At 66.8% G+C, this 26,243-nt stretch carries 27 protein-coding genes; 13 read left to right on the forward strand and 14 right to left on the reverse strand.

All coding sequences use genetic code 11. From position 1 onward, the window contains the following. The first annotated feature begins 12 nt into the window (after positions 1–12). Positions 13–1,377 (forward strand): MFS transporter, encoded by a 1,365-nt coding sequence (locus tag DMB80_RS09530; protein ID WP_111509617.1) that lies wholly within the window; start codon positions 13–15, stop codon positions 1,375–1,377. 24 nt (positions 1,378–1,401) lie between these two features. Here the strand turns inward: DMB80_RS09530 and DMB80_RS09535 are convergent, their stop codons facing one another. Beyond that, positions 1,402–1,815, reverse strand: a complete 414-nt coding sequence (locus DMB80_RS09535) for a WhiB family transcriptional regulator (RefSeq protein WP_338043863.1) — start codon at positions 1,813–1,815, stop codon at positions 1,402–1,404. A 199-nt stretch (positions 1,816–2,014) separates the two neighbouring features. Between DMB80_RS09535 and DMB80_RS09540 the strand changes: the two genes are divergently transcribed. The 3 genes from DMB80_RS09540 to DMB80_RS09550 are packed head-to-tail and all read left to right on the forward strand — an operon-like array spanning position 2,015 to position 5,291. Continuing rightward, positions 2,015–2,701 carry a hypothetical protein gene (locus tag DMB80_RS09540; RefSeq protein WP_162938470.1) on the forward strand — a complete coding sequence of 229 codons (687 nt, stop codon included), beginning with the start codon at positions 2,015–2,017 and terminating at the stop codon, positions 2,699–2,701. Next, a complete protein-coding gene (locus DMB80_RS09545; RefSeq protein WP_111509620.1) occupies positions 2,698–3,972 on the forward strand; it encodes an MFS transporter in 1,275 nt (424 codons plus the stop codon). Before DMB80_RS09540 ends, DMB80_RS09545 begins: the two co-directional genes overlap by 4 nt. 5 nt (positions 3,973–3,977) lie before the next feature. Further along, positions 3,978–5,291, forward strand: coding sequence for an SLC13 family permease (locus DMB80_RS09550; protein ID WP_111509621.1), 1,314 nt, complete (start codon positions 3,978–3,980; stop codon positions 5,289–5,291). Here the strand turns inward: DMB80_RS09550 and DMB80_RS09555 are convergent. The 4 genes from DMB80_RS09555 to DMB80_RS09570 all read right to left on the reverse strand — a co-directional run bounded on the left by DMB80_RS09555 (position 5,284) and on the right by DMB80_RS09570 (position 8,859). Then, positions 5,284–6,762: an FAD-dependent oxidoreductase gene (locus DMB80_RS09555; RefSeq protein WP_276131528.1), complete on the reverse strand. Its 1,479-nt coding sequence runs from the start codon at positions 6,760–6,762 to the stop codon at positions 5,284–5,286. The genes DMB80_RS09550 and DMB80_RS09555 overlap by 8 nt on opposite strands. Before the next feature lie 131 nt (positions 6,763–6,893). Then, entirely contained in the window at positions 6,894–7,112 is a 219-nt protein-coding gene (locus DMB80_RS09560) for a hypothetical protein (protein WP_111509622.1), read from the reverse strand. Positions 7,113–7,240: 128 nt separating this feature from the next. Further along, entirely contained in the window at positions 7,241–8,116 is an 876-nt protein-coding gene (locus tag DMB80_RS09565; protein ID WP_111509623.1) for an SDR family NAD(P)-dependent oxidoreductase, read from the reverse strand. Positions 8,117–8,142: 26 nt separating this feature from the next. Continuing rightward, positions 8,143–8,859, reverse strand: coding sequence for an SDR family NAD(P)-dependent oxidoreductase (locus DMB80_RS09570; protein ID WP_240431095.1), 717 nt, complete (start codon positions 8,857–8,859; stop codon positions 8,143–8,145). 156 nt (positions 8,860–9,015) lie between these two features. Between DMB80_RS09570 and DMB80_RS09575 the strand changes: the two genes are divergently transcribed. Then, complete coding sequence (locus tag DMB80_RS09575) at positions 9,016–9,594, forward strand: TetR/AcrR family transcriptional regulator (RefSeq protein WP_111509625.1); 579 nt, start codon at positions 9,016–9,018, stop codon at positions 9,592–9,594. Here the strand turns inward: DMB80_RS09575 and DMB80_RS09580 are convergent. After that, a complete protein-coding gene (locus tag DMB80_RS09580; protein WP_111509626.1) occupies positions 9,539–10,876 on the reverse strand; it encodes an MFS transporter in 1,338 nt (445 codons plus the stop codon). The genes DMB80_RS09575 and DMB80_RS09580 overlap by 56 nt on opposite strands. Positions 10,877–10,957: 81 nt before the next feature. Here DMB80_RS09580 and DMB80_RS09585 point away from each other — a divergent pair, with 81 nt between their 5' ends. From DMB80_RS09585 to DMB80_RS09595, 3 genes are read left to right on the forward strand one after another with little or no spacing between them, the layout of a single operon-like run. After that, positions 10,958–11,926, forward strand: coding sequence for a GlxA family transcriptional regulator (locus DMB80_RS09585; protein WP_111509627.1), 969 nt, complete (start codon positions 10,958–10,960; stop codon positions 11,924–11,926). A gap of 47 nt (positions 11,927–11,973) precedes the next feature. After that, on the forward strand, positions 11,974–12,396 hold the full coding sequence (locus tag DMB80_RS09590; protein WP_111509628.1) for a hypothetical protein: 423 nt from the start codon (positions 11,974–11,976) through the stop codon (positions 12,394–12,396). 60 nt (positions 12,397–12,456) lie between these two features. Beyond that, the gene (locus DMB80_RS09595) at positions 12,457–13,146 is read left to right on the forward strand and encodes a hypothetical protein (protein WP_162938471.1); all 690 of its coding nucleotides are present in this window, start codon (positions 12,457–12,459) and stop codon (positions 13,144–13,146) included. A gap of 11 nt (positions 13,147–13,157) precedes the next feature. Here DMB80_RS09595 and DMB80_RS09600 read toward each other — a convergent pair whose 3' ends face one another. From DMB80_RS09600 to DMB80_RS09610, 3 genes are all read right to left on the reverse strand, one after another. After that, positions 13,158–14,531: a hypothetical protein gene (locus DMB80_RS09600; protein WP_162938472.1), complete on the reverse strand. Its 1,374-nt coding sequence runs from the start codon at positions 14,529–14,531 to the stop codon at positions 13,158–13,160. A gap of 37 nt (positions 14,532–14,568) precedes the next feature. Further along, a complete protein-coding gene (locus DMB80_RS09605) occupies positions 14,569–14,976 on the reverse strand; it encodes a helix-turn-helix transcriptional regulator (protein ID WP_111509631.1) in 408 nt (135 codons plus the stop codon). Between the two features lie 172 nt (positions 14,977–15,148). Further along, positions 15,149–15,808, reverse strand: a complete 660-nt coding sequence (locus DMB80_RS09610) for an HAD family hydrolase (RefSeq protein WP_205538605.1) — start codon at positions 15,806–15,808, stop codon at positions 15,149–15,151. A 156-nt stretch (positions 15,809–15,964) separates the two neighbouring features. Between DMB80_RS09610 and DMB80_RS28075 the strand changes: the two genes are divergently transcribed. The 3 genes from DMB80_RS28075 (at position 15,965) to DMB80_RS09620 (ending at position 18,729) form a co-directional block, all read left to right on the forward strand. Further along, on the forward strand, positions 15,965–16,102 hold the full coding sequence (locus DMB80_RS28075; RefSeq protein WP_162938473.1) for a hypothetical protein: 138 nt from the start codon (positions 15,965–15,967) through the stop codon (positions 16,100–16,102). A gap of 165 nt (positions 16,103–16,267) precedes the next feature. Continuing rightward, a complete protein-coding gene (locus DMB80_RS09615; protein ID WP_111509633.1) occupies positions 16,268–17,740 on the forward strand; it encodes an NCS1 family nucleobase:cation symporter-1 in 1,473 nt (490 codons plus the stop codon). Further along, positions 17,737–18,729, forward strand: a complete 993-nt coding sequence (locus DMB80_RS09620; protein WP_162938474.1) for an isopenicillin N synthase family dioxygenase — start codon at positions 17,737–17,739, stop codon at positions 18,727–18,729. The genes DMB80_RS09615 and DMB80_RS09620 overlap by 4 nt, the downstream gene beginning before the upstream one ends. 36 nt (positions 18,730–18,765) lie before the next feature. On the opposite strand, the gene DMB80_RS09625 is transcribed toward DMB80_RS09620, so the two are convergent. Continuing rightward, complete coding sequence (locus DMB80_RS09625; protein ID WP_111509635.1) at positions 18,766–19,398, reverse strand: GIY-YIG nuclease family protein; 633 nt, start codon at positions 19,396–19,398, stop codon at positions 18,766–18,768. Between the two features lie 24 nt (positions 19,399–19,422). Then, positions 19,423–20,784 (reverse strand): acetamidase/formamidase family protein, encoded by a 1,362-nt coding sequence (locus tag DMB80_RS09630; protein ID WP_111509636.1) that lies wholly within the window; start codon positions 20,782–20,784, stop codon positions 19,423–19,425. Between the two features lie 140 nt (positions 20,785–20,924). On the opposite strand from DMB80_RS09630, the gene DMB80_RS09635 reads away from it, so the two are divergent. Beyond that, a complete protein-coding gene (locus tag DMB80_RS09635; RefSeq protein ID WP_046361608.1) occupies positions 20,925–21,326 on the forward strand; it encodes a hypothetical protein in 402 nt (133 codons plus the stop codon). 9 nt (positions 21,327–21,335) lie between these two features. On the opposite strand, the gene DMB80_RS09640 is transcribed toward DMB80_RS09635, so the two are convergent. The 3 genes from DMB80_RS09640 to DMB80_RS09650 all read right to left on the reverse strand — a co-directional run bounded on the left by DMB80_RS09640 (position 21,336) and on the right by DMB80_RS09650 (position 25,199). Then, positions 21,336–22,694, reverse strand: coding sequence for a wax ester/triacylglycerol synthase domain-containing protein (locus DMB80_RS09640; protein WP_111509657.1), 1,359 nt, complete (start codon positions 22,692–22,694; stop codon positions 21,336–21,338). Positions 22,695–22,774: 80 nt separating this feature from the next. Then, positions 22,775–23,245 carry a hypothetical protein gene (locus DMB80_RS09645; protein WP_240431096.1) on the reverse strand — a complete coding sequence of 157 codons (471 nt, stop codon included), beginning with the start codon at positions 23,243–23,245 and terminating at the stop codon, positions 22,775–22,777. A 70-nt stretch (positions 23,246–23,315) separates the two neighbouring features. Continuing rightward, positions 23,316–25,199 (reverse strand): alpha/beta hydrolase, encoded by a 1,884-nt coding sequence (locus tag DMB80_RS09650; RefSeq protein WP_111509638.1) that lies wholly within the window; start codon positions 25,197–25,199, stop codon positions 23,316–23,318. 281 nt (positions 25,200–25,480) lie between these two features. On the opposite strand from DMB80_RS09650, the gene DMB80_RS09655 reads away from it, so the two are divergent. Beyond that, positions 25,481–26,243: DUF222 domain-containing protein (locus tag DMB80_RS09655; protein WP_121497467.1), on the forward strand; the 763-nt coding region annotated here is incomplete at its 3' end.

Raw genomic sequence — 26,243 nt, forward strand, 5'->3', positions numbered from 1 at the left:
GGATGTTCACCCATGACCACACGCGAACCGGACCTGGTCGCCGGCGTGCCCCGTAGGCGGATCGTCGTCGCCTCGATGGTGGGCACCACCATCGAGTTCTACGACTTCTACGCCTACGCCACCGCGGCCGTCGTGGTCTTCCCGCATCTCTTCTTCCCCAAGGGTGACCCGACGACGGCGCTGCTCGCATCGCTGGCGACCTTCGGCCTCGCCTTCGTCGCGCGTCCTGTCGGGTCGATCTTGTTCGGGCACTTCGGCGATCGGATCGGACGTAAGACCACGCTGGTGGCTTCACTGCTGGTGATGGGAATTGCGACGTTCCTCATCGGCGTGCTGCCCACCTACCATCAGGTGGGGCTGCTCGCCCCGGCGCTGCTTGCGATCATGCGGTTCAGCCAAGGCCTGGCGCTGGGTGGCGAATGGAGCGGCGCGGCCCTGCTGGCCACCGAGACCGCCAAACCCGGCAAGCGCGCATGGGCGGCCATGTGGCCGCAGCTCGGCGCCCCATTCGGCTTCCTGCTGGCCAACGGCGTGTTCCTCATCCTGGTGCTGTGGCTGGGCTTCAACACTGCCAGCCCAGATCTGGATGGTGCGTTCCTGACGTGGGGCTGGCGCATTCCCTTCCTACTCAGCGCAGTCATGGTGGCCATCGGCCTCTACGTCCGGCTGCGTTTGACCGAGACCCCGGTGTTCGCCCGCGCGATCGCCCGCGGCGAGCGGGTGCGTGCCCCGTTGGCCGAGGTGTTCCGCAACCACTGGCGTCAGTTGATCATCGGCACGTTCGTCATGCTGGCCACCTACACATTGTTCTACGTCGTCACCACCTGGGCGCTGAGCTTCGGTACCGGCAAGAAGACCGCCACCGGTGGGGGATTGGGCATTCCCTACCTCGAATTCCTTCAGCTTCAGCTGATCTCGGTGCTGTTCTTCGCGGCGATGCTGCCGGTTACCGGACTGCTGGCCGACAAGTTCGGCCGCCGCGTGACATTGCTCGTGATCACCGTCGCGATCATGATCTACGGCACCACCTTTGGGCTGCTGCTCGACCCGGCGTCGGCGACGACCACCTCGACCCTGGTGTTCCTGATCATCGGCATGACGTTGATGGGGCTGACGTTCGGGCCGATGAGTGCCGTGCTGCCCGAACTCTTTCCGACCAACGTCCGGTACACCGGATCCGGTGTCGCCTACAACGTCGCCAGCATCCTCGGCGCGGCGATCGCACCGTTTGTCGCGACGTGGTTGGCCACGTCCTACGGGGTGGCGTGGGTGGGCGTCTACCTGTTGTGCGCTGCGGTGCTGACCGGCATCGCGCTCCTCGTGATGCGCGAGACCCGCGACGCCTCGCTCGACGACATCCAGGAACTCGTTCCGTAACAGGGGGCGGCCGGTCGCCGTCCCTCAGACAGCGGCCCGGTGGAGAAGGTGACGCGCGCGCTCGCCGGCAGTCATCGCTCCCCACACCCCGTGCTGCTCGGGTGTACGCAACGCGTGGTCGCGACACTGTTGGAGAACTGGGCACTGTTGGCAGATCTTCTTCGCGGCCTTCTCTTTACTGTGGATCACCGCTCGGGAGGAGCCATCCGGGAAGAACACCTCGGCCGGGTACCCGAGGCACTTCCCCCGCAACTGCCAGCTCCACGCATCCTCTGTGGGTGGGGGGAGCCGGAGGCAATGTGTTCGCGCGAACGAGGCCAGATAGCTGCTGTGGCGCGTCATCAGCTTCCTCCGCGAATCTCGTGCTGCAGTCTCTGTGGCCACAGCCGTCACAGGAGAAGTCGATGGACGCAGCAGTCTCGTTACAACGTGGGGCATCAGATCGCGCTGCCGCCCAATCTCTTTCACAGCAACCTGCCAGCCAAACTCACAGGTGACATCTCGTCATCTTCAGGTTGGCTTCAGGCCGCACGGTCAACATCACTGACGGCAAAGATCCGAGCCCACGCGAGACAAGGCGCGTGTCCACCTGCCGCTGGCCTCTAGACACGGGGAACTGACGTTGAGCGTGATCACTGTGGATGTTGTCCTCATCCTGCCGCCGCCACTGCGAGACCTCTCGGTGGCCAGCAGCAATCAACTGGCCGATGCGATGACGGACGTCGGCGGTGCCGCGTTCCGCCTCGGCCGGCCTTTCCCAGGCCGCGACGACGGCCCGTGCGAACCGCACATCTCGCTGTTCATGATGGCCGTCGACGCCACCGAGGTGGTGGAGCTCGCCGCGGCGGTGGCCGACGCCGCGCGAACGGTCGCACCGGTGGCGGCCTCGGCCGTCGAATACCGGCACAACCACGAGGGCGCTCCCGAGGTCTTCTTCGCCCGGTCCGACGAGTTCCGCGCCGTCCAGCGTGCTGTGATCGCGGCGGCGGAACCGTTGCGCCGCGGCCGGATCCGTGAGCTCGACCCCGGCGGCAAACCCCTGGCGGCCGTCCTCGACGACCCCAACCCCGACGATCCCGCGCGGGTGCGGCAGTTGCGCACCTACGGGTTCGACGATGTCTCCGACGACCAGGACGACCGGTTCAACCCGCACGTCACGCTCACCTGGCCGGTCGACGAGACCAGCCGCGTCGATCTGGCGACCCTGCGCCCCGCAGCGGATTTCAGCGGGCTGCTCACCGACGTCGCCCTGTACGGGATGGCGCCCAACGGAACCTGCACCCGGCGCTTCGGTTCATGGACTCTCACCGGTGATCCGGTGTGACCGCGGACAGCCCGGAACTCCGGCGGTCGCTGTGGGCGCTGGACGGGGTCAACTTCTTCCTGGCCGACGTCCAGGCCGGACTTGGCCCGTTCCTCGGCGTCTACCTGATCAACAAGGAGACGTGGAACCCCGCCAACATCGGCTTGATCCTGACCCTCGGCGGTGCCGTCGGGTTGTTGCTGAACGCCCCGGCCGGCGCGCTGATCGACGCCACCAGACACAAGCGCGCCCTGCTGGCGGGAGCGGCCGCGCTGACGTCGTTCGGCACGTTCATCGTGACGCTGAAGCCGACCTTCGCGGTAGTCACCGCCGCCCAGTTGCTGACCGGTATCGCCGGGGTGGTGCTCGGGCCGGTCATCGCGGCCATCGCGCTCGGCATGGTCGGGCCGAAACGCTACGCCGCGCAGACGGGTCGGATGCAGGCGTTCAACCACGCCGGCAATGTGGTGGGTTCGGCCGTCGCCGGGCTGGCCGGTTACCTCATCAGCCTGCGGATGGGCTTCTGGTTGGCCAGCCTGTTCGGCATCTTCGTCGTGCTCTCCACGCTGCTGATCAAACCCAACCTCATCAACCACGACGTCGCGCGCGGGATGAAGCCCAAGGACGACACCGACGACGGCGACGACAAGCCATCGGGTTTCTGGGTGCTCCTGCGCAACCACCCGCTGCTGATCCTCGCCGCCGTCGTGGGCCTGTGGCAGCTCGCGAACGGCGCGATGCTGCCCATCACCGGCCAGAAACTGGCTGTGGGCGACGCCAACGACGGCGCTCTGTATCAGGCCGCGCTGATTATCGTCGCGCAGGTCGTGATGATCCCGATGGCCATGCTCGTGGCGCGCCGGGGCGATCGGTGGGGACGAAAACCGTTGATGGTTCTGGCTTTTGCGGTGCTTCCGGTGCGCGGCGTGCTGTTCATCCTGGCGCAGTACCCGGGTGAGGTGATCGCCGTGCAGGCCCTCGACGGTATCGGCGCGGGACTGCAGGGTGCGTTGTTCGCGATCATGGTGGCCGACCTGACGCGCGGCAGCGGCCGGTACAACATCGCCTTCGGTGCAGCCACGATGGTGCAGGGCATCGGCGGCGCGCTCAGCCCCACGCTGGCCGGTGCCATTGACGCCGCAGCCGGGTACGGCGCGGCGATGTGGGCGCTGACGGGTATCGCGGTGGTGGCTCTGGTCCTACTCGTGCTCGCGGTACCGGAGACCCGTGCGTCGTCCGACGAACCGCCGGAGACCTCCGATGTCGCACCCGAACCCACCGCGGTCGGCTAGTACCGATGATCTCTGGAGTCGGTGCGACCGTGTTGTCGGTCGCCCTGGTGGCGGCCGTGATGGTGTTCGCCGTGGTGCGGCCCCGCGGGCTGCCTGAGATCGCCGCGGCGTTGCCCGCTGCCGTCATCGCGGTGGCGGCCGGACTGGTCAGCTGGCCCGCGGCACGGTCCGCGGTCGCCGACATGGCGCCCACCGTCGGGTTTCTCGCGGCCATCCTGGTGCTGGCGCATCTGGCCGATGCCATGGGCGTCTTCGCCTGGATCGCCCATCAGTTGCGTCGCGGATCGCGCGGATCTCCCACGCGACTGCTCAGCCTCGTGTTCGTCGCCGCGTCGGCGACTACCGCGATCCTCAGCTTGGACGCGACGGTGGTGCTGCTGACGCCGGTCGTGATCGCCACGGCGCAGGCGCTGCGGATGGACCCGCGGCCGCACTCCTATGCCAGTGCGCACCTGTCCAACACGGCCTCCACGCTGCTGCCGGTCTCCAATCTGACCAACCTTCTGGCCTTCGCCGCAACGGGTTTGACGTTCGTGGAGTTCACGACGGTGATGGCGCTGCCGTGGATCGTGTCGATCGTCGCCGAGTTCGTCGTGTTCCGGATCTTCTTCGCGCGACAGCTGCGCGCCCGGGCCGACGCACCGGGGGCGGCGCGGAGCGTCGAGGCGGACGACGAGGTGACTGGGGCTAGCGAAAAGGCGGGCGTTGATTCATCGCCGCCGATGCCGACGGCTGCGCTGGCCGTGTTGGCACTGACGCTCGCCGGTTTCGCGGTGTCCGGGTTCGTCGGCGTCGCACCGGGTTGGGTGGCGGCCGCGGGTGCCGTGGTGCTGGCGGGATTCGCACTGCGGGCACGGCGGACCACGGTGCGTCGCACGCTGGCCGCGGCGGACGTGCTCTTCTGCGGGTTCGTCCTCGCGCTGGCGGTCGTGGTGGCCGCCGTGTCCGACGGGCCGATCGGTCGTGCGCTCGCCGAGCATCTGCCGCGCGAACCCACCCTATTGGGGTTGTTGGTGGTGGCCGCCGTCGCCGCGGTGATCTCGAACCTGGTGAACAACCTGCCCGCGACCCTGTTGCTGCTGGCGGCGATCGGCACTCACGCGCCGCCGGCTCTGATCCTGGCGGTGCTGCTGGGCGTCAACATCGGCCCTAACCTGACCTACGTCGGATCTCTGGCGATCATGCTGTGGCGCAGGGCATCTGCGGCAGCAGGCGCCGATCCGCAACTGCGGGTCTACACCGTGCTGGGGCTCCTCACTGTGCCGACCGCACTGGTGGCGAGTGTGCTTGCGCTGTGGGTCGGGGTCAGGCTCATCTGACGTGTGGCGCGGCCAGTGGACCGCAGCGCAGATCGAAGCATTCGCGCAACGTATCCAATGTCCGCCGGGCATCTTCGCGGTCGCGCCGGTGCCGGAGCAGGAACGTCAGGGACCCCCGCAATTGGCGGGTCAGCGGATACCAGGAGTCGACATTGGACCCGCACCGCAGGAACACCGCATTCGGCAGCCGCTCGAACATGACACTGAGGTTGTGCTGCGACAGGCACAGGATGCCGAACGGAAGGATGACTTTAGATTTCGCCCGCAGCTCGATCGCGTCCATCTCGTACAGCGGGGCATCCACCAGTCGATCGCGGAAGAGCATGTGCGTCATGAAGTACGCCATGAACGAGGTCAGATGCATTGTCGCCGAGCGGAGTTGAATCGACAGCACCGATCCGCCGGGTGAGAGGTAGGGCTGATAGGGGCCTGCGTCGCGCAGAACATAACCCGTGCAGTTGATGATCCAGCTGCCGGGTGCGACCGCCCGGCGTAGCCCGCTGGCGAATGTCATCACCGGGCCGTCGGGTCCGTCGACCACGTCGGTGAAGCGGTCCATCACGACTTCGCGTAGACCCGCGGCGATGGCGCGGCTCTCCTCGGCCGACATGATGCCCAACACGTAGGTGTCGGCGCCCTGTGTGGGCCACACGCCGTAGGTGTCCCGGAACCAGCGGTTGGCCTCGTCTTCGTTGGTGCCGTCGAAGTGGCTGAGCATGTGCGCTCCCGAGACACTCGCCGGGGTGCCCGACCACCACCGCCTGCGTCCCCGCGGGAAGGTCTCGTCGCGGCTGAGGAAGTACGTCCCCGAGCCGGCGACCATCGAGATCTCCCGGTGTGGGTCGGCGGTGATCAGCGCGTGGGCGGTGTCCATCCCTGTCTTGCCGCCGCCGATCACCCACACCGGAGCGCCGTCCGAGGCGATCTCGTCGACGTCGCAGAAGTTCGGCGACACCGAGCGCACCTGGTGGGACTGAACGAGCAGCGGATCGTTCGGCGTGACGGCGAAGCCGGCCGCGTTGATGAGCCGCGGCGTGGTGATCGTGCGCGTGCGGCCGTCGGCGGCGCTGACGCGCACCGTGGCCATGCCGTCGGATTCGGTGAAACCGTCGAATTCCCAACCGAACAGGGTGTCGACCGTGACCCGCTGGCGGACGACATCCAGACAGTGGGTGAAGTGGTCGAGCACCTCGGATCGTGTTGCGAGGTGTCTGCGGTCGTGCCCCTGTGTCCACGGGATGTCGCCGGCGGTGAACCACGGGTGGGGCTGGTGCAGGCGGACGTACGGGTAGGTGTCGACCCACATGCCGCCGACGCGTAGGCGACGGTCGACGAGAATAACTCGCTGCCTCCGGCCCAGGTATTCCGACGCCACAGCGAGTGCGTTCATCCCGGCCAGGCCTGCGCCGACGATGCACAGATCGCAGCTCTCGGTATCCGTCGAAAGACTCACCGTCGAGTCGTCGGTCACCGCGTCACCTGCTTCGCTCGTCGCCTCCTGTGCGGGTGCCCGAGACCAGCAAAGCCAAAACCTGAACTTGCGTCGACAAATGGCCTACACGGCTATCTCGAGTGCCACCAGCCGCCAGCCGCCCGCACGCTCTAGCGTGGTTGAATGTCGCGGGCGTCCATTGTCGACGCCAGCTGAGCAACCTCGGGTGGGCCCACCAGGGACATGTCGAATCCCGCGTGATCGTCCACGTAGTCGGCGCTTGCCCGGTACCTCTCGGCGGCGAGAGCCGGATCGGTGCCCAGCGGATATCCGATGAGCGCTAGCACGCGGTGGCGTGTCGGGTCGACATCCACCCAGACGCCGTGCACCGTGATGCTGTATTTGCGCAGGCTCGCGATGTGGCGCGGCTAGAACGACGTTGCGTAGTCGCGCACTGCCGCTGCGCTTGGCAGCGTGTAGATGCGCAATTCCGTTGTCCCGCATGTGCTGGTCGTCATCAGTGTCGACTGCCCAGCGGGTCCAGTTGATCGTCGGTGGCGTCGTCGGCGGCTGTGGAGAGGCTCAGCTCCTCCCACTTCTCGTCCGCGGCAAGCAGATCACGTCCGGCGGCCGTCGCGTAGCGGTAGGCGTCCGGCCCGACCAGGAGTCGGGTCGGTGGCTCCGGCATCCCGACGACGTCGAGCAACAGCGCGGCCACCTTGGCGGGGTCACTCGCCCCGATCGTGGCGGTGTTGCTCATCGCCGCGGCCGCTCCGACCGTGGGCTGATACTCGTCGCGGATCGGGTCCACACGCATGGACGACCCTGCCCAGTCGGTGCGCATGCCGCCGGGCTCCAACACTGTCACCGTGATACCCAGTGGCGCCACTTCCTGCGCGAGGACGCTGGAGAAGCCGGTGACCGCCCACTTGGCCGACTGATAGGCAGCCAGGCCCGGTCGCGTCAGCCGGCCACCCACCGAGGAGATCTGGACGATGTGGCCGCCGCGTTGGGTGCGCATGACGGGCAGCGCGGCCTGGGTCAGCCGCACCACACCGAGAAAATTGGTGTCGATCTGGGTCCGGAAGTCGTCGAAGTCGACATCCTCGATCGCCCCGATGTTGGCGTACCCAGCGTTGTTCACCAGCACATCGAGCCGTCCAAACTGGTTGACGGTGTGCGTGATTGCGGCCCGAACCTGGCCATCGTCGGTCACATCCAGTGGGACGACCGACAGTGTCTCGGGGTACTCGGTGGCGAGGTCGTCGAGCGCCGAGGCCGAGCGGACGCCGGCGACCACGCGGTGCCCTGCCCGCAGAGCTGTCTCGGTGATCGCGCGGCCGAGGCCGCGAGAGGCGCCCGAAACGAGAAAGACGTGCGATTGATCGGTCATGGGAACTCCTCGTAGGTGATGGGTGATCAGGAAACGGAACGGATGGTGCCGCCGTCGACGCGGAGGTCGGCTCCGCTGATGTAGCCGGCGTGCGTGCTGGCCAGAAATGTGACAGCAGCGGCGATCTCCTCGACCCGGCCGAACCGGCCGACGTCGTTGGGAAACCACTGGGAAGACGCAGCCTTCTCGACGTCCGGCCAGGCGGTGCCCCAGCCGTTGGCTGCTGCCGCTCGAAGGGTCATGTCGCGGACCGGCTCGGTCAGGATCGCCCCAGGGGCCACGATGTTGGCGGTGACGCCTGTGCCGGCCAGTTCGCGAGCCAGGGCCACCGTGTAGTTGTGGCGCGCCGCGAGCGTGGCGTTGTAATGCGGTTGCAGCGCCACCGGCTGGATGGCCAGGCCACCGCCGATCGTCACGATGCGACCCCAGCCGCGTTGTCGCATGCCGGGGACCAGGTGGCGAATCATGCGAACGCCCGTCACTACGTTTGCCTGGTAGATGTCCGTCCAGTCGTCGTCGGTGAGCTCCGACCAGGTCAGGCCGTCGTAGTAGCCGGCATTGTTGACCAGGACGTCGATCTCGCCCGCGGCGTCGGCAACCGCGGCGGCGCCGGTGGTCGTCGTCAGGTCACCCAGCGCGGCGACGGCCTCGCCGCCGTTCGCGCGGATGGTGTCGACCACCGCCTGCGTCCTGTTCTGATCGCGTCCATGCACCACGACCGAAGCGCCCTCTGCTGCCAGCATTTCGGCGATCGCGCGACCGATGCCGGTGCTCGATCCGGTGATCAGTGCGCGTCTCCCCGTCAATCCCATGTCCACTGGGGTGCTCCATATCTACAGTCGTATACATACAGGTATACAGACGTAGACTCGGGTCCGTCTATTCCCTACCATGAACGCGTGCCCACCCGTTCGTCGCGACCTCGCAATGCTGCGGCCACCCGCGAGGCCATCCTGACGTCCGCGGTACGCAATTTCGCACGCGCTGGATATGACGGAGTGGGGGTCCGTGAGATCGCCGGCGATGCCGGTGTCACCGCCATGTTGGTGAACAGATACTTCGGCTCCAAGGAGCAGCTCTTCGCAGAGGCGGTCGAAGCATCGTTCGCCGCGCCCACATTCGTCGCCGAGCAGCCGCAATTCTCTGCGCGGGAAACCGCAGCGGCGCTGGTGGCCCGCTCCGCGCCGGACGGCGATGAGCTGGCCCCATTCCTGATCATGCTGCGGTCGGTTTCGAACCCGCGCTCCGCGGAGATCGTGGTCGACGCCATCGAGCGTCACGTGGGCAGGCGATTGGCGAAACAACTGTCCGGCCCGGGCCGTCAGTTGCGTAGCGATGTCGTGCTGTCCGTGATCAGCGGAGTGCTCCTCATGCGACGGGTGGTGGGCACCCGAGCTCTCAACAGCCGTGACGCCGAAGGGCTCACCGACGTTTTGGAGGCCGTGTTCGACGCGATCGTGAAGGCGCCGCCGGGCTGACGCGCAAGCGCACCGTGCCCACTCGGCTCACCGACAGGCACATGACCGCTGCGACGGCGCACAGCCCGGCCGCCACGTAGAACGCGAGGTCGTAGTCGCCGCGCAGGTCGCGAATCCAGCCGGCGCCTGCCGCGGCGGCTGCAGCGCCGAGCTGGTGCGAGGCGAACACCCACCCGAAGACGATCGGCGTCTTGTCACCGAAGTAATTGCGGCACAGCGCAATTGTCGGAGGCACCGTGGCCACCCAGTCGAGGCCGTAGAAGATGATGAACACCCACGTTCCCGGCTCGGCGTGGGGAGAGAGCAGCGCCGGAAGCGCGAGAAGCGACAGCCCGCGCCCGGTGTAGTAGATGACCAGCAGCACCCGGGCGTCGACTCGATCGGTCAACCATCCGGAGAACACCGTGCCCGCGACGTCGAGGATGCCGACCACGGCGAGTAGGCCGGCGGCCACCGTCGTCGGCATCCCGTGGTCGTTGGCTGCGGGGATGAAGTGGGTGCCGATCAGCCCGTTGGTGGTCATGCCGCAGATCGCGAAGCTGCCCGCCAGCAACCAGAACGCCGGCACCCGCGCACCCAGCACCAGCCCGGAGAACGCTGCGGCGAAACTGCTGCCGGGTGGGCGTGGCGCCGGTCCCGTGTCGACGGACGGCTGCTGGCCGTAGCGGCCAAGGCCCTTGTCCTGCGGCCAGTTTCGCATCAGCAACAGCACGGGTGGTATCACGGCGAGCGCCGCGGCGGCGACCAGAAGCGATGCCCAGCGCCACCCGTGATGCGTTGTGATGGCGGCGACCACCGGCAGGAAGATCAGCTGTCCCGTCGCGCTGGCCGCGGTCAGCACCCCGGTGACCAGTCCCCGGTGCGCGTCGAACCACCGGGTCGCGATCGTGGCCACGAATCCAATCGAGATGGCGCCGGTTCCGGTGCCGACGAGCACGCCCCACAGCAGGACCAGCTGCCAGCTCGCGGTCATCGTGACGCTGAGCGCGCTGCCGGCCGCGATCAGCGTCAGTGCGACGGTCAGCACCGGGCGAATGCCGAAGCGATCCATCAGTGCCGCGGCGAACGGCGCGGTGAGGCCGAACAACGTCATGTTCACCGACATCGCTAGTCCGACCGTTCCGTGCGACCAGCCGAACTCGTGGTGCAGCGGGTTCATCATCACCCCGGGCACGGAGCGGAAGCCGGCGGCGCCGAGCAGCGCGATGAAGCTGACGGCCGCCACCACCCAGGCCCAGTGCAGGCGGATGGTGCTGCGCGCAGAGCGGTCTGTCACTGTCACCGCTCGACTATGACGGCAGAGCGGCCCGACGACTAGTGGCAAGACTGCCGTTATGCGTCAAAAACATGCCATCATGGCGTCATGTCCGCCCACCGGGTCGTCGTGCTCCTGCTCGAACCTGTCATCGGCTTCGACGCCGCGATCGCCCCGACGCTGTTCGGCGCGGCCAGCAGCCCCGAGGGCGCACCGCTGTACGAGGTTCTCACCTGCGGGCTGACGGCCGATCCGGTACTCGCCAACACGGGGTTCTCGATGATCCCGGCCGCCGGGGCCGAGGCCCTGGCCACCGCCGACACCGTGGTGGTCCCCGGCACGCGTTATCAGCCCGCTCGCGTCGACGGCCGGCTCGAACCACAGGTGGCCGAGGCGCTGGCGGCGATCCCGCCCACGGCGCGCGTCGTCTCGATCTGCACAGGCGCCTTCGTGCTCGCTGCGGCAGGGCTCCTCGACGGCCGGCCCGCTACCACCCACTGGCAGCACGCCGACACGCTGCGCGCACTGTATCCGCGGGTGTTGCTTGACGAGAATGTCCTGTTGGTCGACGACGGGGACGTGCTGACCTCAGCGGGCCTTGCCGCAGGTATCGACCTGTGTCTGCACATCATTCGGCGCGACCACGGAACACAGGTGGCGAACGCGGTCGCGCGCTACTGCGTCGTACCGCCGTGGCGCGAGGGCGGCCAAGCGCAGTTCATCGAAAGTCACTTGCCGGTAGATGATTTCGCATCGACGGCGGCGACCAGAACCTGGGCGGCGCAGAATCTGCACGAACCGTTGACGATCGGCCGGCTCGCCGAGCACGCCGGCATGAGCACGCGTACGTTCATCCGCCGGTTCCGCGAGGAGACCGGCCAGCCACCCGGAGAATGGATCCGCAACCGCCGCATCGACCGTGCCCGTGAGCTACTCGAGGGCCACGACCTCAGTGTCGACGAGGTCGCCCGACGGTCGGGGCTCGGCTCCGGCGGCAATCTCCGGCATCACCTGCGCCGCGGACTGGGCATGTCGCCGTCGAGTTATCGCAAGGTCTTCGCCGGCCACGATCGCTAGCCGAAACGGGTCCAAACGCCGCCCGAGGCCATCGCTACTCTCGAATCATGCAGATCACCGGCGCCTTCCTCGCCGAGCACGCCGAGATCGTGGACGGCAAGCTCAACGTGAGGGGAGGCGTTCTCGACGTCGTCAAGGCTCCGGCGATAGGCCTGACGAACGAGAACGGGGAGCAGTTGGCCCTCCCACTCAGCCTGGTGACGCTGATGCAGGCGGGGCCAGACGACGAGGGCCGGCCGTATCGCATGACGCTGGAGGTGGTCGCGTCCAACGGCGACATCATCGTGCTGGGCGACCAGGAGGTCCCCGGCGGACACCCTGAGGGAGAGAACCACTTCTGGATCAGTGACTTCGGGCTCACCACCCGGGCGACCGGACGCATGGCGCTGATCGCCAGCATCGAAGGCGGCGGCAGCGTCAGTGTTCCGGTGTTCGTCGAGCGGGTCGACCGTCACCCGCCCGCCGGGTGAGCGTCTCCGGTGGCCGGCATGCAACGCAGTCCGGATGAGCGTCGGCGCCGAATACCTCCGGTGGCTAATCGCGCGTGCAGCGTCCGCAGGCTGCGGCTCCTTCTTGCGCTGACGAACGTCGTCCTCGTCGTTGTCGGCGTGCTCGTGGTCTCCGACCCGACGCGGCGGGACGCCCGCGGCGCCGGTCGGCCGGACTTGCCCGACCTCCACGTCCTCACCGACACCATGCCCGTCGACGAGAGCGCAGTGCCGTCGTTACCCGGCACGCAGTGGGGCACCATCATCGCCGTCCCCCAGGGTGGGCCCGCCCCGGTCCAGCCGCCTGAATGCGGAGTGTTCCTCTCGCAGGGAGAGGTCACCCAGAAGGCCTTGGCGATGCGCTCGTCGGGCGGTGCGGCGATCGGCATCGAACTCGCCGTCACACCGCAGCGTGTCCAGGTCCATGGTCTGCCCGACCGGTGTGCGTCGTTCTCGCTGACCACGCCCGAGCTGCACTCCGCCACCCGTGTCGAACCCGCAGACTTCGGTTCCACTGCGCCAGAAGCGATCAGCGTGCTGATGCACACGCGAACGACCACGAAAACGCAGTCGCTGGCGTGGGACATCGCGATGATCGTCGGCGTCCACCGCGGGCTGTTGGTGACGGCGGAGTACACCCCCGGACCTCACGGCGCTGCCTTAGATCCCGCGTTGGCGGAACAACTTCCGGCACTGTACGAGGCTCAGACAACGCGATTGGACAAGAGCTGAGCCGCAGGAAGTCAGGCGCTGTCGCGCAGATGTGAGGCGACGGCGCGCAGGCGCGCCGGTTCGGCACTCGAGCGTCGCGATCCGATCTGCACGAATCCCGTCTCCCGCACGATCCCCAACGGGCCGGGGCCGCTGAACCGAGCCAGACCGGCGGCCCTCAGCGCGTAACCCGCCTTGGCCTGGCGGAAGCCGACCATGGTCCCGAGACCGGTCAGGCTGACCATGCCGAAGAGTCCGAGGGCGGCAGCGGTGAACAGCGCCCATATCGAGACGTTGCGGATGAACGTGCCGACGCAGGGGAGCCCCGGCTGCAGTCCCGAGCGAGCGGTCACCTGATCGGTGAGCGCCTTCACGATCGCGGGGAGCTTTGCCGCCTCGGCCGCCGCCAAGGTCGCCGACGTCCTCTGCAGCAGCGCAGGATCGATCGGAAGGCCGAGGGAGCGCATTCCTTGAAGGGCGTCCAGTGTTGTTGTGAACCAAGAAAACTGCGTCGGGAGAGAAGCTGTCGAGGACGGGCTCGGGTACACAGCGCTGATCAGTCGGGGGTCGGCGATGCCGAGGCGATTCAGAATCGGTGTCACGGCCGAGCCACTCAGCTGCTGTTGTATCAGCCATTGCAGCTGGGCCCAGGTCAACAAGACGAACCACTGCAGAATACTGGGCGGTGCGACCACTGCCGTGACTGAGACGAGTGACACCGTCGTCACGGCTGCTGAGATGGGAACGGAAACAGCGGTGGTCGGTTCGGCTGCGGGGGAGATCGGTGCATCGCCTGTGGCGGGGGCATTCTCGACGACAGGAGCGTTCTGCAGGACAGGGGGAGCGCTGACGACTGACGCGGGTTCGACAGCAGGAGTGGAGGTGCTCGAGGCGTCGGTGCTCGCGGTGGCGACGGGTACCGACCCTGAGGACGAATCTGGTGCAGTGGTCGACGAATTGGTCGCGGTGCCGGACTCGGTGGCCTCGGCGGGCGGGTCGATGGACGGAACGTCTTCGGGTGTCACATCCTCCGGTACCTCAGGCGGCGAATCCACTGTGCTGTCCGTGGACGTGTCCTCTTCCTGAGACGGAAGGGCGGCATCCTCGATCCGCGGAGACTCACCGGCAACATCGGTGTCGTCGGGGTCCGTGGTCTCTGGTTCTGTGTCCGACCGCAACAGCGATTCTGTGCCCGGTTCCCGAAGTGACGTGTGTTCCGATCGGTCCGTGATGGATGGACTGTCTCGGCTGCCCGAGTCGACGGAGTTCGGCGCGCGATCGTCGGCGTACGCGACGGCTCCGCCTCCGCCGAAGACGACGAGGATCGACGAGATCGCGCCGCCTGCGGCGATGTACCGCCATGCCGGCACGGTGCATTTGCTGGACTGCAGGGCTGGTCGCCCCATCGCTACGTCCGGGCTCGGTGGCTCGAGGCGAGCTCGATCACACCGACGCATCGTCGGCGAGGTGTTCCTTGCGCCGCAACTCGTCGACTTTCTCCACGACATCGCGCTGCGCCTCCGGCGACAGTCCGATGGCCCGCGCGGCCACACGGCGCACCCCCTCGTCGCGAAGACCGGCGAGCAGGGTCAGCTCTTGGTCGAGTTTCGCGTAGTAGGCATCGTCGGTGAAGAACTCGGGTCTGATGCGGAAGAAGTTTGCCAGCGCGGCCATTGTCGTGTTCGACGGATTGGTCCGGTTTCCCGATCTCAGCTGCGACAGGTAGGGAGCCGACATCGTCAAGCCCTCCGCCTTGAGCGCCGTGACCACTTCGGCGGAGGTGTGCGGTCCGCGTCCAGGCGGATAGACCGTGTCGAAAAGCCTGTTCAGACGGTTTGCGAATGTGTTCATTCTCTGCTCTTAGCGTGTGCGGCCGGTGGGCGGATTCCCGTGCCGATTGAATAAGAATAAGTTCTGGCATTTCGATCGCGGTGTAATTGGCGTATTCGAATTGCATTCTTTTCGACCGGTGTTGCTGACGCCATCGAGGAATGGCAACCGAAATTGTTGCTCTTGCAAAAGATCACGGGATGCGTAGGACATCGCCCACCAGTGGATGGAGAGTGTCGTGCTCGGCCAGCGGCGCCGGCTCGGTGTCGCGCGCCATGTGTACGCGGTTGTGCCACCACGCGGGCATGCCCACGTTGGCGGCTCCGGCGATGTCGTAGCGCGATCCTGCGACGAAGAGGACGCGATGCGGTGCGAGCCCCAGTTGCTGGAGCGCGAGAACGTACGGGGCCGGGTTCGGTTTGTACGCGCCGGCCGCTTCGGCCGTGACGACGACGTCGAGAGGGGTGTCGAGCCGTGAGGCCGCGAGATGCCCCAGCCTTTCCGAGCAGTTGGTGACGACACCGAGCGTGACGCCGGCGGCGGCCAACTCGGCCAGGACAGCGGGCGCTTCACCCCACGGCTGCAGTTCCGCCCAGCGGGCAGACAGACCGGCCGCCAGGCCGCGATCGAGAGTCAGCGACTCTGCGGCCTCGGCGACCAGCGTCTCGTAGTCCCGGTACGAGCCCTCTCCATACGTGATCTCGAGGTATCTGTTTCGCCAGCGTCTCCCCGTCTGCGGATCTCCTGCGACGTCGTTCCACACGGTCCACGAATCCAGCAGTGCGGTCAGCAGATCGAACAGCACCGCGTCATAGCGTGGGGATGGAACCGGGACGTAGGTACCACCAGACACAGTCGGCCTTCCTCGAGACGGGAGTCCTCCGGCGACAAGCCTCGCCCTTCACGCTGTTGTTTCCGTGCGTAACACGCTGGTAGCACACGTCCGATACGTTCCGTTGCGACAGACCTCCCAATCGGAGGCAGCTGGTTGACAGGAGCAGCGGGAATCATGGTCGTACGCGGCAGCTCATTCGCGATGGTGATGTCCGGCATCACCTTCACGGTGGAAGAGTGCCTGCGCGCCATCTCGTCGCAGCGAGTGCCGATGGCGCTGCTGTCGATCACCAGAGAGCGCGAGTACCACTAACCGCGCCACCGGTGTGCCCGCGGTCGGGTGAAATCCCAGCGGACACCGCGCGTATTCACGTCGACCCGAGCGCAACGTCGAATCACACATCACCGCACCGGTCATCCCGGTCCTGCGGCCATCTGAACTTCGCAGCAACGCCTGCGCACCTGGAAGTGAAATGCCATGTCCATCAGCTCATTACCCGAGACGCCGACCGTCGGTGCACCCACCGCCACGTCGACCCGTCTGTACAACGCGGACCTCGCGCCCGTCACCAAACGAAACTGGGGTGTCTACAACTTCTTCGCCATGTGGATGCAGGACATCCACAGCATCACCGTTTACACGTTCGCCGCATCGCTGTTCTTCATGGGCCTCAACGGCGGTCAAGTCTTCATCGCGCTCACAGTCAGCGTCGTGATCATCTGGGGGCTGATGAACCTGAGCGGGATCGCCGGACAGCGCATCGGGGTCCCGTTCCCCGTGCTGGCACGCTCCAGTTTCGGGATCTGGGGAGCCAACATCCCCGCGTTGATCCGCGCCGCCATTGCCGTCATCTACTACGGGATTCTGACCTATCTGGGTTCCACCGGTCTGCAGATCGCCGCGCTGCGGGTGGCACACGATGCAGTCGAGCCACTGACGCACCCAACGTTTCTCGGCCTCCATGCGCTCGGCTGGATCTGCTTCGTCATCATGTGGGCGATTCAGCTGCTGGTCGTCCGCCACGGAATGGATGCGGTGCGCAGATTCCAGGACTGGGCGGGGCCCGCGGTCTGGGTGGTGATGTTCGCACTCGCCGTCTGGATGGTCATCAAGGCAGGTGGCAATGTGTCGTTCGACCTGAGCCCCGACCAGGCGCACGGCTGGGATCTGACCTATGAGATGTTCGCCGCCATTGCCCTGAACGTGTCGTTCTTCGCCACCTTCCTGGTCAATTTCGCCGATTTCGGGCGCCTGGCACCGAACGAGAAGACGATCACCCGCGGCAACTTCTTCGGACTACCGGTCAACTTCGTGATGTTCGCCATCGTCGCCGTCACCGTGACATCAGCGAGCATCGTGGTGTTCGGCGAGGCGATCACCGACCCCGTCAAACTCATCGAAAAGACCGACAGCACAGCAGTCATCCTTTTCGGCGCCCTGGTCTTCACGATCGCCACCATCGGCATCAACATCGTCGCCGACTTCATCTCGTGTGCATACGACTTCTCCAACATGGCGCCCAAGCAGGTCAACTTCTTTCGTGGCGGTTTGATCGCCGCGGTGCTGTCAGTGCTGCCACTCCCGTGGCACCTGTACAACAACCCGGAATCGATCGCGTACTTCGTCGGCGGACTGGGAGCGTTCCTCGGACCTCTGTTCGGAGTGCTGATGTCGGACTACTGGATCATCCGCAGAGGGCGCGTCGACGTCGCAGAACTATTCCGCGCCGACCCAGAGGGCAAGTACTACTACACCCGCGGGGTCAATCCGAGGGCGCTGATCGCGTTGATTCCGGCGACCGCTGTGGCGGCAGTTCTCGCTCTGGTTCCGGCGTTCGGGGCCTGGGCGCCGTTCTCCTGGGCGATCGGCGCCATTCTGGCCACCGCGCTCTATGTGCCGATCGCGTGGAGCACACGCCAGACCGAGCCACCGGCGGAGGTGACCGCATGACGCAGACCGTGTCTGACACCGTTCCCCTCATCGACCTCGCCCGGGCGCGCGGCGGCGGGCAGGATCGCCGGCAACTGGCCCGCCAGATCAACGATGCGAACTCTCAGGTCGGATTCCTCGCCGTCGTCAATCACGGCGTCTCCGCCCAGTTGCTCGACGACATGTACGCGGTGACGGCCGAGTTCTTCGACAGCGCCGAGAGCGTGAAGCTGGCGGTTCGTGGAGAATCGGATACGAGCCGGGGTTACATGCCGCCGAAATCCCGGGCATTGGCGCGTACCCGGGGAAAGATGACGCCGGCCGACCTCGTCGAGTTCTTCTCGATCGGCTTGCCCGACGTCCCCTCCGACGACCCGTGGTTCGTCGAAGCCCGTCGACGCGGGCACTTCCGGGACAACATCTGGCCGTCCGTCAACGGGTTTCGGGGAGTCTGGGAGCGCTACTACGACGAGATGGCGGCGCTCGCATTCGACATGATGCGCCTCTTCGCGCTCGCACTCGGACTGGACGAACACTGGTTCGACGACAAGGTGGACAAGCCGATCAGCAATCTGTTCGCCAATCACTATCCGCCGCTGGAACACCCGCCCGAACCCGGCCAACTCCGCATCGGGGAACACACCGACTACGGCAGCCTCACGCTGCTCTATCAGCGCGACGCCGTAGGTGGACTCGAGGTGCGACTCGACGACGCGTGGGTTCCCGTCGCCCCGATCGCCGACAGCTTCGTGGTCAACATCGGAGACCTGATGGCTCGGTGGACCAACGACAGGTGGACCTCGACGCTGCATCGCGTGCAGAATCCCACTCTCACCGGCCCGGCCAGCCGTCGGCTGTCCCTTCCGTTCTTCTGCCAACCCAACTACGACACGGTCATCGAGACGGTTCCGACCTGTGTCAGTGCCGGTGCCCCGTCGAAATATCCGACCATCACCTCAGGTCAGAATGTGACGGACAAAACCGGCGCCAGCTTCGGTGTACGGACCTGAGACAGCGGCCATTTCTCCTGTCGACGGGGGCGAATGTCACGACCATTCGGCGAGAATGCGCATCTTGCCGGCTTTCACCGCTGCATCGCGCCGCAGCTTCTTCAGTTCCGGCGCGAATGCGTTGCGCTCGTTGCCCTGGATGTTCATCGGCAGCACCAGGGCATCGAGCAGCTTCGCCTCCATGTGCCAGGGCTCGGGATGGAGCACCCAGGACACCGCCGCGTTCTCCGCCATCCACTGGGTCAGGATCGCTTCGCCGCCGGCGAACGTCTGCCTCTTACCCGAGCCGACCCGCCGCAGCGCAAAGCCCAATTCGCCGCCGAGCAGCACACCCAGGGATTTGCGCAGCGTCGAACCGTCCGCGCCGGCATTGCCTGCGCCGAAGTGGTAGCGGATGCGCTTCCGTAGATCCTGCGGGGTCTGCGGCTTGCCGTCGGCACGCGGGGGACCGGGGCTCACCCCGACATACAGCAGTGTCCAGCCGTCGCGCTGCTCGCACTCGGAGACGTCGATGCCGGCCGGGATCTCGCGGAACCACCACCCGTGCACACCCGCGCGGGCGGGCACCGGGTCTGCCTCGGAGAACACCTCGTCACGCGTATACCGCTGCGCGGCAAGGAAGTTTGCGATCACGTCTGCGGTGCGCTTCTCGGACATCCTGCCAGCCATGTGGCACAGCCTAGCCGCCCCGCGTCAGCTGAAATGCGCCTTGTACACCTGCCCGTGCACGCCGACGGTCCGGTCCACCACCTGCGAGACCGAGAAGTCGGCGGCTGCCGACAGATACGCGTATGCCGTCGCACGATCCATTCCCCGGTCGGTCTCGAGGAAATCCAGGGCGTTGACCACGGCGCGCCGCATCGCCACGTCGAGGTCACTGCCCTGTCCGCCGACCGAGCCGTCGGGATCCGACAGGCCTATCGGCACCCAGGCGTCGGCGGTCTCGGCGAACGGGTAGCGGTACGACACCGACGGCGCATCGCCCGATCCCGGTTTGCACACCGTCAACCGGTAGGTGCCCCGCAGAGAGCCCTCCATCGCCGTCAGCGCCACCTCGCCATCACCCATGCCCATGTGCGGATCGCCGACGTAGAACAGGGCCCCTTCGGCGAACACAGGCAGATAGAACGTCGACCCGGGACCCAGCAGACGGATGTCGATGTTGCCACCGCCGACGGTCGGCGGGATCGAGTTGGCGGTCGCCGCGGTCAACTCGGTGTCTTGTGAGAAGGCGACGCCCATCATGCCCATGAAGGGCCGCAGCGGGAACCGCACCCGAGCGTCGCCGTAGGTCATCACGCCGTGACCGTCCTCGACGGCGGTGAACGTCGACACGTTCCCATAGCGCAGGGGATCTTTCGTAGCTCGCCCGTCGGTCGCCGTCGGCGGCATCACCTCTGCCAGCGTGATGCCGGCCGGGGGAGAGCCGTCGGAAGCGCGCGCCAAAGCGCCCTTGCCGTGCCTGCTGGATACCACGCCGTACGGCACCCGCGGAATAGCCTCCAGCACTTCGATCTTCACGACATCACCCGGCTCGGCTCCCTCCACGAAGACCGGGCCGGTGACCACGTGTGGGCCGTCTTTGTCGAAATCGCGCGGGGTTCTTCGGTACTCGGCTGCGATCGCGACCGCATCATCGAGCACGTCGGCTTCGGCGACACCGTGGCCGCCGAAGTACTCGACCGGATTGCGGCCCTGGTCTTCGAGGATGCCCTCGTGGCTGACCGCGTCGATGCTGACTGTCTGCCCCGAGGACATCCGGAGCACGGGTTCGGCGTGGACGTTGGGGACGTATCCCCAGAGCACCTCGTCGGGCCGGGACTGAAGATAGTGATCGCCGGTGGGATCGCCCTGGCCCGGTTGCAGGACGGTGAAGCTCCCCGCCGACCCTGACGTCGCCGATGGCTCGGAGGGGCTCGAGGAGCTCGAGGAGCATGCTGCGGCGATTCCGGCGACGCCGGTCCCAGCTCCGACGGCGGCCACCGCGCGCAGAAAGTCCCGGCGCCCCAGTCCTGTCCACAGGGCTTCTGCGGCGTGTCGAGCGAAGTCGGACATCTATCACCTTCCGTCGGGGTCGTGAAAGGTGTTCCCGCGCACTGTTTCCACTCTGCTAATTCTGTGGAACCGCTGTGTTAGGGGGCGATCGCAGCAAGAGTCGGTACTGTCGGGAGCACTTGTCGACGAGAGGACCTTCCATGCCGGACAGCGATCTACGCAGCTCAGCCAGAGCGTTCCTCGCCACGGCCCGGGGGTTCGCGCTGGCGTCCGTGGCGGTGCTGATCGTCTCGTTCGTGACGGCGGGTGAACTGGTGCAGTTGCACGAACTCGAAGACATCCACGGCGGCGCCGCGATTGCACTACACGTCGTCACCGCCGGCTTGACCGTCGCACTGGCCGGGTTGGCCTACGCCCGGCGCAGCGCCTGGTGGACCGCGGTGGTCGCCGGACTCGCGTGCATCTATTCGTTCATCCAAGCCGCCCTGGGGGAGGGCGACACGCTGAAATTCCACATCCCCGGCGCCTTGTTCCTGGTGGTCGCTGTCGTGTGGCTCACGGCGTGGCTGTTCTCGCCGGCCGCGGCCGACCGCGACCGCTGACCGCCGGCCTCACGCCGGGGCGAGTTCCAGCACTTCGTCGAAGCCTTCGCGCAGGCAGTCCATGAACATCTCCAGGTCGGGGACGGCGCCGGCGTCGATGTCGACACCCAATGCGCAGGTGTCCGCGTAGGTCAACAGGGTCACGTTCACCGCAGCGCCGATCGTCGGCCCAAAAGCGTACTGCTTGAGCACTTTCGACCCGCCCAGAGACACCGGTACCGGGATGCCGGGAACGTCGCTGCACAGGAAGTCCACGTGCCGCAGGATCGACCCGATGTACCAGCGGGGCACCCGGTTGAGCACGCCTGCGATCAGCTGGGTGTGCGGTAGTGACTTCTCATGCCGCACCCGCGTGGTGATCTCGCGAATCCGCTGGATGCGCATGGCCGGATCGCTCTCCCCGACGGGGATGTCGAATCGCATCACGGTGATGCGGTTGCCGCCGGGCGCATCGTTGTCGGTGCGCAGACTGATCGGCATGGTCAGATGCAGTGAGGAGACGCCGACGTCGTGCCGCTCGTGGTAGCGGCGCAACCCGCCGGCCACCCCGGCGACGAAAGCGTCGTTGAGCGCACCCCTGCCGCGGTGGCCCGCCTCCCGTAGCCGGGGCATCGGTATGTCGAGTACGTCGAGTCGTCGCAGCAGGGTCCGCCGGCTCATCAGCGCCGACCCTGCGCGGTTGACCGGCCGGACGGTCCGATACACCGATGTGGCCATCTCGGCGGCCGAGCGTGCGGTGCGTAGCGGTGCGCGGACGCTGTCGACGAGCAGGCGCGGCAACGCCGTGGCGACGCCGGTGGCGGCCTCTTCGACGAGGCCGGCACCGTATCGGGCGGCCTCGGCGTAATCGTCGACGACGCTGTGCGTCGGTACGGCCCGCGCTGCCTCGTCGTGCGCCTCGAGCTCGGTCAGGCCGAAGAGAGTCATCGCGATCTGCACGCCGCCCACCCCGTCGGAGAGTGCGTGGTGAAAGACGCACAGCACCGCGGCTCCGCCGTCCGGCAGTCCCTCGATCAGGGTGATCTTCCACAGCGGCCGGGCGCGGTCGAAGTCCTCCATCTGCGCCAACCGGGCGAGCTCCAACACATCGGCGAACGACCCGTCCGCGGGCAATGCCGTTCGGCGCATGTGGAAGTCGAGGTCGAAGTCCGCGCAGTCATGCCACCGCGGGGGCGCGTACAGAGGCGTCTCCATCACCCGCTGACGCAGCATCGGCAGCTGATGGCTCAGAGCCTCGACGCGCTGCCGGACCTCGTCCCAGTCCGGCGTGCGATCGAGCAGCATCACCGTCACCACCGTCGAGCGCAGTCGTGGATCGCTTTCCATCGACCACGTGAAAGCGTCGCTGCTGCGCATGAATTCGTTCATCGTCATCTCCTGCGCACCAGTGTGGCGACGGGCGCGCAGCCGTCAGAAGGGGCTTTGGTCCCGTTCTGAGCGTCCCTTGCTCAGCGGTTCTGCACCTCGCCGGTGATGTCGTGCAATGCGCTGTCGTCGCGATGGTCGTTCATGTTGCGGCACTCGCCGAAGATCTGCAGCGAGCCCCGCTGGGGGTAGTTGCCCACCGAAGCGATCGCCATCACGCCGCCCTTGTGTACCACCTCGCCGTAGGGATTGAGCCCCGGCGGCGGGCCGGGCGCCCACCCCGGCTGTCGGGCCGCAACCGTGGCGACCTGCTTGGCCATCGCCGCGCTCTCCGTGCCCGCCGGCACCTCATACGCCACGTCGACGCGGCCGTGGTACGGCGGCTCGCCTTGGTCGTTGCACCATTCCCACTCGAAGGTGGCATAGGTGACGCGCAGATTCGCCGCCCGGGCGATCTCCTTGGCCGCGTCGACGACCTGCGCGCGGGCCTGATCATCGGGCAAGCCTTGGGCTGAAGGAGTGGCGGACGCGGTGTCCTCGGGTGGGGGAGACATCGATGAGCAACCTCCTGTGACGGCGGCAAGGACAGCGAATGCTGCTGCCGCGCAGAGTCGTAACCGCATATCAGTACCTGTGGTCATTGGTGACGGTCTTTCGGTCCCATTCTGGGTCGTAGATGATCGGGGTCTGCACGTCGACACCGGGGATAGGCACCTTCCCGACGATGGGGACGTCGATCTCGCGCGGCGTGCTGACCGTGATCGGATGGCGGTGCTCGGCGATCAGGTTGTCGGTGACCAGGCGATCGGCGTTTCCGGATGCGATGTCGGTGATGCCGCGCAGCGATTCGCTGCCGACCGTGTAGTAGTTCGAATGGTCGGAGGGGTCGATGCCGTCGGCGCCCGCGACCTCGGCGCGGAACCTCACCGACCCGAAGTCCTGGCCGGCGGGGTCGGTGCCCAGCCCCGCGGAGACGCCCATCATGTTGCCCAGTTTCTCGTTGAGCGCGTTGGGCAGTCCCGGTCCGGCTTCCCCGAGCATGCCGACCGGATCGGTGGAGGCGTCGCCGACGTACACCTGACCGCCGTTGAGATGGAAGTCGGCGGCGCTGCGCGCGGCATCGGTGCCTGGACAGCCCAGCAGCACGGCGTCGTTGGCCTGCATACCGCTGCGGGCGAAGGCGTCTGCCACCGTTGTCGACCCATACGAGTGCCCGATGACCGTCGTGTGTTGCGGCACGGTGGGATCGTGCGTCACGCCCAGGCTGTTGACGTCCCAGGCCAGCGCGTCACCGCCAGTGCGCGCCAGGCCGGGAGTGGCGATGTTGGGATCGGTGAAGCTCTCCGGGGTGTCGTAACCCATCCACGAGATCACCGCCGTCGGATTGTTCGGATCGGCCTTCAGGGACTGGTCGAAGAGGTTGCGCGCGTCGTTGTGGCCGTCGGAGAGCCATCCGTCCCGCACGCTGGACCCGGTGCCGGGCACGATGACGGCGGTGTTGGCGGACTTGTCCGGATTGCCGATGGAGACCGCCGCCCGGCCTTTGCCGTCGAAAGCTGTTGGCTCATAGGCCCACAGCATCGTCGGACGCAGGTTTCGGTCCATGCGCTCCTGCGGGCTGATGTCGCTGTAGCGGCGGTTGTTCCGTTCGTCGCCGTCGATGCCCATCTGGTGCAGCAGACCGTCCTGCGTCCTCTTGGCGTTGTCGTACCGCACGACATCGTCGCGGGAGAGCCCGAACCTGCTCGGGTCGGATGTCACGTCATCGACCGAGACGCCGTGCTGCTGCGCGGTGTGCTCGACGCGGTCCAGATCGTCGTCCATCACCGCGACGTTGACCTGATCGCGTACCTCTGCCGGTAGCCCGTTGAGGTTGCCGAGAATCGGCGGGTGCTTGGCGATCAACTCCTGGCGCTGCTGATCGGTCAGGCTGTCCCACCACTGCTTCACGTCGGCGGGTGCGGTGTCCATCGACGGGATCTGCACCGGGTGCCCGTCGACGGTGATCGTCGGGTTGTCCAGGTTCGGGCCGTCGGCCTGATCGATCGCCGCCGCGGTGTTCTCGTCGAGGTCGGTGAACAGTTGCAGGATCTTCTTCAACATGGTGCTGCAGTTGTCGGCGATGCTGTGCAGGAAGCGGCCGACCAGCCACTGATGCGGCGTCACGGTGCCGTCGTCGGCGACCGCGAAGCCCATCTTCTCGAGCGAGGAGACCAGGTCCAGCAGCGCATCGCGCAGCGCGCCCATCTGCAGGCCAGCGTTCTGCAGCGCCGACTGCAGGTGTTGCAGGCGCATCGCCGTGCGTTCCTGGATCGCGATGTCCTTGAGTCCGCGCGCGATCGCTGCCTCGGCCGCGGCGCCTTTCCAGTGGTCCTGCAGGTGTGACAGCGTCTCGCGCTCGCCGGCGATCACGGTCTGGACCTCGTTGTACTGCCGACCCAGCTCCGCAGCCGCATCGACCAGCGTGCCGGGGCGCGTCCCCCTGACCACCGAGATCGATACCGGCATAACCCTCCACTCGTCGCTGAGACGATGGTGTCACACCGCCGGTGGAGGTCAGTGCGCCTGGATGGTGTGGCTTCGAGGCTGCGGTCCTGTGGTCGCCGCTGGGCGCAGGATTGCGCACCGACAAGTACCGCAGCGGCGAATCCGCTCGGCTGCCGGATCAGCCTCGGCCAGCCGCACGAGCAGGATATCGAGCAGCTTCCGACAGTACTGAGCGGCAACGAGTTTCGGGTTCGATGAGTCGGCGGCGCCGACTTGTCGGTGCCTTGTGATTGTGTGGGGTCATGTACCCGCGCAGTTCGTTGGCCATCGATGAGCGGCTCTCGGTGCTGTTCGATGAGCTGGCGGAGCTGACGGGGCAGCGCAACGCGATCGACGGGCGGATCGTGGAGATTTTCGCCGAGGTCGATCGCGATCAGTTGTGGGCGGCCGCCGGAGCTAAGTCGACAGCGGGGCTCTTGGCCTGGAAGGCCGGGGTGTCGCCGTCGCGGGCGCAGACGATCGCCGCGATCGCGCACCGCTATGACGAGTTCCCGCACTGCATCGAGGGGTTGGCGGAGGGTCGTTTTTCGGTCGATCAGGTCGGCGTGATCGCTCAGCAGGGTCTGTCCGGTTCTGACCAGCATTTCGCCACGATGGCTCAGTGTGCGACGGTGTCCCAGCTGCGGACTGCGTTGAAGATGCAACCCAAACCCACCCCGGAACCGCAGCCCGTTGACGAGGCAGACGACGAGGACGACGAGGACGGCGAGGTTGTCGTCGATCCGGGGCCGCAGGTGTCGATCACCTCGACATCGGATGAGCAGTACACCTACTGGCGGATCGCGCTCCCTCACGTCGAGAACGCGGCGTTCGAAGCCGCCCTCGCGTCGCACCGCGACGCCCTCGTCGCCGAATGGAAAGCCACCGACCCTGACGGGCGGGCATCGATGCCCAGCAACGCGGCGGCGTTCCTGCGGCTGGTCGGTGCGAGCTGGGACGCCGAAGCCGCGGCCCGCCCCCACGGGCAACGCACCACCGTGGTCATCCACGTCGACACCGAAACCC

The sequence above is a fragment of the Mycobacterium kyogaense genome (genome assembly GCF_003254575.1).
In the GTDB taxonomy this organism is placed as follows: Bacteria; Actinomycetota; Actinomycetes; order Mycobacteriales; family Mycobacteriaceae; genus Mycobacterium; species Mycobacterium kyogaense.

Excerpts from the sequence above, each read along its gene's own strand:
- DMB80_RS09530 (WP_111509617.1), top strand. The coding sequence starts at position 13 with ATGACCACACGCGAACCGGACCTGGTCGCCGGCGTGCCCCGTAGGCGG.
- DMB80_RS09535 (WP_338043863.1), bottom strand. The coding sequence starts at position 1,815 with ATGCCCCACGTTGTAACGAGACTGCTGCGTCCATCGACTTCTCCTGTG.
- DMB80_RS09550 (WP_111509621.1), top strand. The coding sequence starts at position 3,978 with ATGATCTCTGGAGTCGGTGCGACCGTGTTGTCGGTCGCCCTGGTGGCG.
- DMB80_RS09565 (WP_111509623.1), bottom strand. The coding sequence starts at position 8,116 with ATGACCGATCAATCGCACGTCTTTCTCGTTTCGGGCGCCTCTCGCGGC.
- DMB80_RS09570 (WP_240431095.1), bottom strand. The coding sequence starts at position 8,859 with ATGCTGGCAGCAGAGGGCGCTTCGGTCGTGGTGCATGGACGCGATCAG.
- DMB80_RS09585 (WP_111509627.1), top strand. The coding sequence starts at position 10,958 with ATGTCCGCCCACCGGGTCGTCGTGCTCCTGCTCGAACCTGTCATCGGC.
- DMB80_RS09590 (WP_111509628.1), top strand. The coding sequence starts at position 11,974 with ATGCAGATCACCGGCGCCTTCCTCGCCGAGCACGCCGAGATCGTGGAC.
- DMB80_RS09600 (WP_162938472.1), bottom strand. The coding sequence starts at position 14,531 with ATGGGGCGACCAGCCCTGCAGTCCAGCAAATGCACCGTGCCGGCATGG.
- DMB80_RS09605 (WP_111509631.1), bottom strand. The coding sequence starts at position 14,976 with ATGAACACATTCGCAAACCGTCTGAACAGGCTTTTCGACACGGTCTAT.
- DMB80_RS28075 (WP_162938473.1), top strand. The coding sequence starts at position 15,965 with ATGGTCGTACGCGGCAGCTCATTCGCGATGGTGATGTCCGGCATCACC.
- DMB80_RS09615 (WP_111509633.1), top strand. The coding sequence starts at position 16,268 with ATGTCCATCAGCTCATTACCCGAGACGCCGACCGTCGGTGCACCCACC.
- DMB80_RS09620 (WP_162938474.1), top strand. The coding sequence starts at position 17,737 with ATGACGCAGACCGTGTCTGACACCGTTCCCCTCATCGACCTCGCCCGG.
- DMB80_RS09625 (WP_111509635.1), bottom strand. The coding sequence starts at position 19,398 with ATGGCTGGCAGGATGTCCGAGAAGCGCACCGCAGACGTGATCGCAAAC.
- DMB80_RS09630 (WP_111509636.1), bottom strand. The coding sequence starts at position 20,784 with ATGTCCGACTTCGCTCGACACGCCGCAGAAGCCCTGTGGACAGGACTG.
- DMB80_RS09635 (WP_046361608.1), top strand. The coding sequence starts at position 20,925 with ATGCCGGACAGCGATCTACGCAGCTCAGCCAGAGCGTTCCTCGCCACG.
- DMB80_RS09640 (WP_111509657.1), bottom strand. The coding sequence starts at position 22,694 with ATGAACGAATTCATGCGCAGCAGCGACGCTTTCACGTGGTCGATGGAA.
- DMB80_RS09645 (WP_240431096.1), bottom strand. The coding sequence starts at position 23,245 with ATGTCTCCCCCACCCGAGGACACCGCGTCCGCCACTCCTTCAGCCCAA.
- DMB80_RS09650 (WP_111509638.1), bottom strand. The coding sequence starts at position 25,199 with ATGCCGGTATCGATCTCGGTGGTCAGGGGGACGCGCCCCGGCACGCTG.